Origin of the sequence: Paenibacillus dendritiformis, from assembly GCF_015845845.1 — a bacterium.
GTDB lineage: Bacteria > Bacillota > Bacilli > Paenibacillales > Paenibacillaceae > Paenibacillus_B > Paenibacillus_B dendritiformis_C.
This window is the reverse complement of the sequence record NZ_LDIG01000245.1, coordinates 1-6,438: the sequence shown is the minus strand read 5'-3', so window position 1 is coordinate 6,438 and position 6,438 is coordinate 1. Positions and strand designations below refer to the sequence as shown.

At 43.0% G+C, this 6,438-nt stretch carries 9 protein-coding genes; all 9 read left to right on the top strand.

What is annotated here, in order from left to right; all coding sequences use genetic code 11:
- Window positions 1-207 (top strand): hypothetical protein (locus tag ABD76_RS24225; protein WP_197259572.1); only part of this gene is annotated, 207 nt, incomplete at its 5' end.
- Window positions 208-318: 111 nt separating this feature from the next.
- Window positions 319-1,215 carry a DUF6744 family protein gene (locus tag ABD76_RS24220; RefSeq protein WP_197259571.1) on the top strand — a complete coding sequence of 299 codons (897 nt, stop codon included), beginning with the start codon at window positions 319-321 and terminating at the stop codon, window positions 1,213-1,215.
- Window positions 1,216-1,254: 39 nt separating this feature from the next.
- Complete coding sequence (locus ABD76_RS24215) at window positions 1,255-1,614, top strand: DUF4258 domain-containing protein (RefSeq protein ID WP_197259570.1); 360 nt, start codon at window positions 1,255-1,257, stop codon at window positions 1,612-1,614.
- 88 nt (window positions 1,615-1,702) lie between these two features.
- Window positions 1,703-1,984, top strand: a complete 282-nt coding sequence (locus ABD76_RS24210) for a hypothetical protein (RefSeq protein ID WP_197259569.1) — start codon at window positions 1,703-1,705, stop codon at window positions 1,982-1,984.
- Window positions 1,985-2,074: 90 nt separating this feature from the next.
- Window positions 2,075-3,169, top strand: coding sequence for an AAA family ATPase (locus tag ABD76_RS24205; protein WP_197259568.1), 1,095 nt, complete (start codon window positions 2,075-2,077; stop codon window positions 3,167-3,169).
- 3 nt (window positions 3,170-3,172) lie between these two features.
- Window positions 3,173-4,540, top strand: coding sequence for a VWA domain-containing protein (locus ABD76_RS24200; RefSeq protein WP_197259567.1), 1,368 nt, complete (start codon window positions 3,173-3,175; stop codon window positions 4,538-4,540).
- Between the two features lie 58 nt (window positions 4,541-4,598).
- Window positions 4,599-5,567, top strand: a complete 969-nt coding sequence (locus tag ABD76_RS24195; RefSeq protein ID WP_197259566.1) for a DUF262 domain-containing protein — start codon at window positions 4,599-4,601, stop codon at window positions 5,565-5,567.
- Window positions 5,568-5,708: 141 nt separating this feature from the next.
- Complete coding sequence (locus ABD76_RS24190) at window positions 5,709-5,906, top strand: hypothetical protein (protein ID WP_197259565.1); 198 nt, start codon at window positions 5,709-5,711, stop codon at window positions 5,904-5,906.
- A 229-nt stretch (window positions 5,907-6,135) separates the two neighbouring features.
- Window positions 6,136-6,438, top strand: a 303-nt coding sequence (locus ABD76_RS24185) for a transposase (protein WP_197259564.1), incomplete at its 3' end; no start/stop codon positions are given.

The window sequence follows — 6,438 nt, the reverse complement described above, 5'->3', positions numbered from 1 at the left end:
GGTACAGAACTTGACGTGTTGTCGCTTAAAGGTCAATCGTTTTGGCAGAGTGTTCAACAAATTATGAATTTTGCGCATGATTTACTGGATGATGTTAGGGGACGAGAAGAAGGGAGAAATCAACTTGTTTCCGATATGGACTCTTTGACACAAAGAATGAAAGAAAGCCCGATTGTCGGAATGAAGGCCAAGCTGTTTCGAGTGTAAATTGTGGACACTAAAAGTCTGAAGAGTTTATTCAAAGGCTAATTCCTCGCATGTTTTCGGCATGCTTGAGGAATTGGCCCTTTTTATTATCAAAAATGAGGAGGCTTTCTTATGAGTGCTATTTTAAAAAATGCGGTTGCGGTTCCATCCGGCCAAGGAAATGCTATCGGTTTTTTGACTTGGAGTTCATTATCAAGCATGCTGATCACTCCCGATGAGCTTAAACAAAAACTTGTTGATTCCGGGTTAGGCGCTGGCTGGATGCCGAAAGACATTCGACTTCCAGATGCATTTAGAAGAGCTACTAGTGAAAAGTTCAGACGGGAAATGTCGCCGGGAGTGTATGAGAACTACATGTTTCGTGAGGTGGCATCTACCAGCTCTTTTGTACAGCGCAACTTGGTTTGTGAAACTAAAGATACGAAAGGTCGAAGATTAAATTACATTCCCGATGCCGGAGCACTGGTATTAGATCGTAAAGCAGGGAAAGTAGAGACAAGCTATGTTTCATCACTGGCGCAGCAGTTAGTCAATAATGCCGCCATACAATTTGAGATTTATCGAAACAATTACGGCTCTACTACACTGCGTACCCTAATTACCAGCGTCTTGAAGAGTATGTCTCCTACTCCGGTAAGACCATCTGGAGGCGTCTATTTCGTCCCAGCGCAATTTGAAGGGAATTTGGATGCTTTGATTCGCTTTATCACTTCCCTTGAAAAGGGAGAGGCAGAGAAGGTTCCTGTAATGAACACCATGGATATGAAAAATATGGTTACAAGAAAGCTTTTGGATCATCTGCGCGGAACTCTTCAAGCTTGTGAGAATGGGGTAGCCAATCAGCTTAAGAAAAATGAGCTAAAGGCAATATTGGAAGACGCTAAAAATGTGGTTTCCAATTATAAAGAATATGAGGCTATTGTTACTGGTGATTTAAAAGAGATGGAAACTTGTGTAACACTTATACGCGAAAAAATTGCAGTCGCCTTGGTGAATATGGCGGATTAAAAAATTCGTTATCGTAAAGGTAACAGAAAGGAAAAACTCATGAAAGGACAAGCCTATTTACAGCATTGGCCTCTGATCAGGCAGGTACTCCAAGATCATATTGATTTGGAAAAGGTTCGATACAGTCAGCATGCAGGGGAGCGTATGGAAGAACGGGGAATTACCAAGAAAATGGTAGAATCCATTTTGTATCATAACAATCCTTCAGAAATGCATGAAGCCAAGAAATATCCCTTTGGAGAACAACCTTATACTAATGCTGATCCGGTATTAACCGTAGTCGGAAAATACGAGAATCGAAAACTGGCAGTTGGATTAGCTATAAAGAAAAGGAATCAGGGTATACTTTTTGCTGTAGTAACTGCCATGTTTCCTGAACATGGACGGCATGTACAGTAATCAAAGAATGTTTTACCTCTTGGTTTTGGTGTATAATATCCATATACCAAAACGGGCGGTGAGATTAAAATTGAAAGGAAAAAAGGACATGATTATTAATAATGTCAAAACACAAAATTTCCCCTATGAAGTGATTGATGGGGAAGAACACTATCCTTTACATTCTGCCGCAGTGGTTGAAAGTATTGCTGATCAGATCCCGGATGCGGTTAAACCTTCCGTTACTATTGATTACGATCAGATTCCAGCTTCGTATTTTGAGAAAGTGAAGGCAGAATTGGGACTCCGCTCAGTAGATCCGGAAGAAGCTTTGCAGCATGAACGTAAACTGTTGACAACTTTGGACCAAGAGGGCGCTTTTTCAAATTAACAGGTAAAAACTAATTAAAATGAAGAGCTGATGACTTCCAAACGGGGAGCTTCGGCTCTTTTTTTATTTTAAAAAAGCGGAGGGATTTATTTGAAAATTAAAGATATTCAAAATGAATTGTCAGTACAATATGCAGAACGTGAAGAAGTCATTGAAGGATTGATGGTGGCCATGATCGCTCGTCAGCATGCTTTACTGATCGGCCCCCCTGGAACTGGTAAGTCCGCTCTTGTATCTGATCTTACAAAAAGAATTACCGGGGCTAATTACTTTCAATGGTTGCTTACTCGTTTCAGCACCCCAGAGGAGCTGTTTGGGCCGGTATCCTTAAAAGAACTGGAGCATGGCGTTTATAAGCGAAATACATCCGGGAAGTTACCGGAAGCGCACACATCGTTCCTTGACGAAATTTTCAAGGCCAATAGTGCAATTTTGAACGCACTCCTAACGCTCATCAATGAACGGATTTTTTACAATGATGGGGCGCCGGTTTCTGCTCCATTGATGTGCCTAATTGGTTCTTCAAACGAGTATCCGGAAGAAGGGGAAGGGCTTGAGGCTTTATTTGACCGCTTCCTTTTACGATATGAAGTGGATTACATTGGAGAGGATCAATCGTTCATTGCCATGTTGAAAGGTTCTCCATCTTCTTCAACAAGTATGAGTCTGGAAGAACTGTTTGAGCTTCAATTTTTCAGCGATACGGTTACGATTCCTAATGAAGTTTACGGTGCGCTGAGTAAAATCAGACGGGAGCTAATGGATGAGGGAATCCGGCCTTCAGATCGCCGTTTTAAGCAAGCCTTGTCCGTTGTTCGTGCTAAAGCGGTACTGGCCGGCCGAGATCAGGCTATCTTGGAAGACCTCATGATTCTTAAACATAGCCTGTGGGAAAAGCCAGAGCAGCGTGATAAGGTGGTGAAGATTGTACGTAATCATGCCCAAGATGGTGTGAAGACGCGCGTGGAAGAGATTGAAGCTGAAGCAGCGGAGATTCTAAATAACCTCAATCAATCTAACAACTCTACGGATGTGGCTGTTGAGAGTACGAAAAAGCTCAAGACCTTGGTCGGTGAGCTTAAAAATCTCCAGAAGGATAATCCGAACCGGCCAGAAGTTGAGCAAGCCATTGCTCTTGTTCAGAAGTCATTAACCGATATTGCATCCCAAGTGTTGGGAGTGTAGCAGATGAAGGAGCCGATGAATTCCGTTTTAAATACAGATTCATATGATCGTAGACGTTTTGGGCAGCTCTTGGAAATGTCCGAAAAGCTCAAGAAGGTTGGAGCAGAGGGGAACGAGATATTCCCCTCTTTTCAGCCATTAATGGGCGATATATGGGCTGGTTTATTCAAAATGAAGCCTGAATTGTTGGAACAAGTTCCTGATGAATTAGGAATAAATCATCAGCTAATGGAGAAGGTCATGACAGATGAAGGCTATCAGGGGTTTCGTGAATTTACCCGTCTGGATGATCTGGCAGCGGCTCTTGGTACAACAAAATATAGCGAGACGGTTCTTGGTTGGGTGAAGGAACAAGCACAGAGGGATCAAGAATTTGCTGAAGCATTACAAAACTTGATGAATGGAGAACAGGGTGCTTCGCAGCAGGCAGCAGAGGTTTTGTCCGCAGCCCTGAACCAGAAAGGAAACTCTCTATCTCGAATGTTGTCTCAAGCTGCACAGGAAGCCGTAGAAGCCAAAGAGAATGTGAAGTCTCTCTTGGGTGGAATAAAGGCGGGAAGTGGAGATAGTGAACTGAAAAAGGTTCCATTAAAGGATCAATTGCTTCTGGCTGAAAAATTGAGTCACGATAAGAAATTGAAAGAGATTGCAACATGGGCTGGTCGTATGAAGGTAATCGCCAATCGTAAGCAGCGTTCCAAGCATAAGGATGCGATCAACCGTAACGGTGTCCGGCAGGGCAATGATGTAGAGCAGCTATTGCCGATGGAACTTGGCAGTTATGCCAGCCCTATGACCAAAATGGATTTCTTACGCCGATATGTGGAGGGCCAAACGCTTCAGTACGATACAAAGGGGCCTGAACAGCTTGGTAAGGGGCCGATTGTTCTATGCTTGGATCAATCGGGAAGTATGGCAAATCAAGATCCGATTTCAAAAGGCTTTGCTCTTGCACTGATGAGCATTGCACGAAAGCAAAGAAGAGATTTTGCATGGATTCCCTTTTCTTCGCATGCTGCTGCTCCCTTGATCTATGAGAGAGGGAAGATTGACGTTCAGGATATGATTCAGCTTGCAACTGTCTTTTTGGGTGGAGGGACAAGTTTTGTACCTCCGTTGAAAAAAGCTGCCGAAGTGATTAAGCGGAGCCGTTTCAGCCAAGCGGACATTATTTTTGTAACAGACGGCGAAGCTCATATGAATGAACGATTTCTAAATAGCTGGAACGAGTTAAAGGAGAAGAAGGGCTTTTCAGTGCTTTCTTTGTTACTCGGTACGGAGTCTATAGAAGGAGTAGAGGGGTTCTCGGACCGAATTGTAAAAGCTTCTTCATTCGAGGATGAATCAGTGTATCAAGCTTTTGAAATATAAAACAAGGAGCAGGGCAGCTATTTACTGTCCTGCTCTTTAATTTTGGGAGGACTATTTAATGAAAAGATCAAGTATTCAACGCACAACAAAAAACCTTTTAAACATGAGAGATCGTATTCGCTTTGATCTGCCATTTCAGCGTAACAGCGTATGGAAAAATGATCGCCGTTCGTATCTTGTCGATTCAGTCATTCGGGATCGCTACATTCCAAACATCCTTGTTTGGGATAACGGAGACGGATACATCTGGGTCATTGATGGCCGGCAGCGTTGGGAGTCTATTTTCTTCTTCCACGATGGACAATACAAATTGAGCAAGGGAACAGCGGATTTCAATGGAGAATGCATTGCTGGAAAGCGATATGAAGAATTGTCTTCGGAAACACAATTTGAATTCCTGACGTACAATTTCACGGTGACAGAGTTTCGCGAATGCACTTTTGAAGAGGTAGAGGAAATGTTCTATCGGGTGAATCAGTCGGTTCCACTGACTTCCACTGAGAAGACCAGAGTCAAGGTAAGTCATGCTGTGCGGGAAACAGTCCAGGAAATCGGTCAAAGCTTGTTTTTTGAAAAAATTGCATTTACAAAAACAGATCTTAACCGCTATGTAGATGAGCGATTGATTTGGCAGTTCATTGCTTCAGCAATGAATCAAGATATTGATTTTGGGGGAGCAAGTTTAAATCGATTTATCTCCAGCTTGGACGAAGTACCGGCTACTACAGTAGAGATTGTAGAGAACAAAATTGAGTTTATGGATGCAGCGTTTCGCAATTGGGATAAAAAACAACGAAAAGCTTTAAAGAAGGTTCATGTCGCCAGCTTGTTTCAAGTTGTGGATTTTGCGCTCGAAAATGGCTGGACAGAAGATAAGTTTGGGTATTGGGCAAACTCTTTCCTGATTGAACGGTACTCACCTGATAGCCCTTATGGTCAATTATGTCAAAAAGGGGCAACGAGTAAGCAGTTTATTGCGAACCGAGTTGATTATATGGTTAAAGATATGGAGCAATTTTCGTGTTAGGATCTTGATTCTAACGAAGGTACAGGGTCAGTTTTGTATTGTCTTCTTTAGTTTGTGAGTTCATTTTCTGGATAGAAGGGTAAGAAAGGGGCCGCAGCGTTGCTGTACGGCCCTATTTTTTTAAAGGTGGGGGGGTGATACATGAAATGGATTCTGGTTGGAAAGTGCAGCTATGCTGAAGTGTACGATGAGGAATGGTTATCCCGCTGGAAATGGCAGCTTCATCGAGATGGATACGCATATCGGACAACTACAGTCAAGGGGAAGAGGAAACATATCAAGATGCATCGATTGACAGCAGAGGAATCTGTTGTTTTTTATTCCCTTTTTCAAACTTAAACGATAATAGCGATTTTTGGGGCAATATGAGCCTTTTACTGTTATCGTCAGCGGCATTTCGTGGGTGGTCCAGCGAGGAAAGGTTGTGAATCTAGATGATCGGTGATGATCTTATCTCTGGTTTCTTTTTCATTATTTAGAAGTCTGGTGAAAAAGTCCGCTTAAACAGGTCTTTCCCACGGTTTTGTCGAATTTGTACTGTAACAAATAATCGAGAGAGTGATTGAACATGAAAGCCTATAAGTCATCGGCTGTCCAGCCTCAGATGTTTCAATTCGTGGATATGGATGAACTCGTGCCGAAAAAGCACATCCTGCGTCAAATCAACGAGGCGCTTGATTTATCCATCGTCCATGATTGGGTAGCGCCGCTATATACGGAACGCACCGGTCGCCCGGCGGCTGACCCGGAGCGAATGGTTCGACTGATGCTGCTTTCGTATTTATTCAACCACTCCGAACGGGAATTGTATCAACTGCTGCCCATGCATGCGGGCTATTTGTGGTTTTGCGGACTGGATTTCGAATCCGTC

Coding starts and splice junctions, on each gene's coding strand:
- ABD76_RS24195 (WP_197259566.1), top strand. CDS start 4,599: ATGAAAAGATCAAGTATTCAACGCACAACAAAAAACCTTTTAAACATG.
- ABD76_RS24220 (WP_197259571.1), top strand. CDS start 319: ATGAGTGCTATTTTAAAAAATGCGGTTGCGGTTCCATCCGGCCAAGGA.
- ABD76_RS24190 (WP_197259565.1), top strand. CDS start 5,709: ATGAAATGGATTCTGGTTGGAAAGTGCAGCTATGCTGAAGTGTACGAT.
- ABD76_RS24210 (WP_197259569.1), top strand. CDS start 1,703: ATGATTATTAATAATGTCAAAACACAAAATTTCCCCTATGAAGTGATT.
- ABD76_RS24215 (WP_197259570.1), top strand. CDS start 1,255: ATGAAAGGACAAGCCTATTTACAGCATTGGCCTCTGATCAGGCAGGTA.
- ABD76_RS24200 (WP_197259567.1), top strand. CDS start 3,173: ATGAAGGAGCCGATGAATTCCGTTTTAAATACAGATTCATATGATCGT.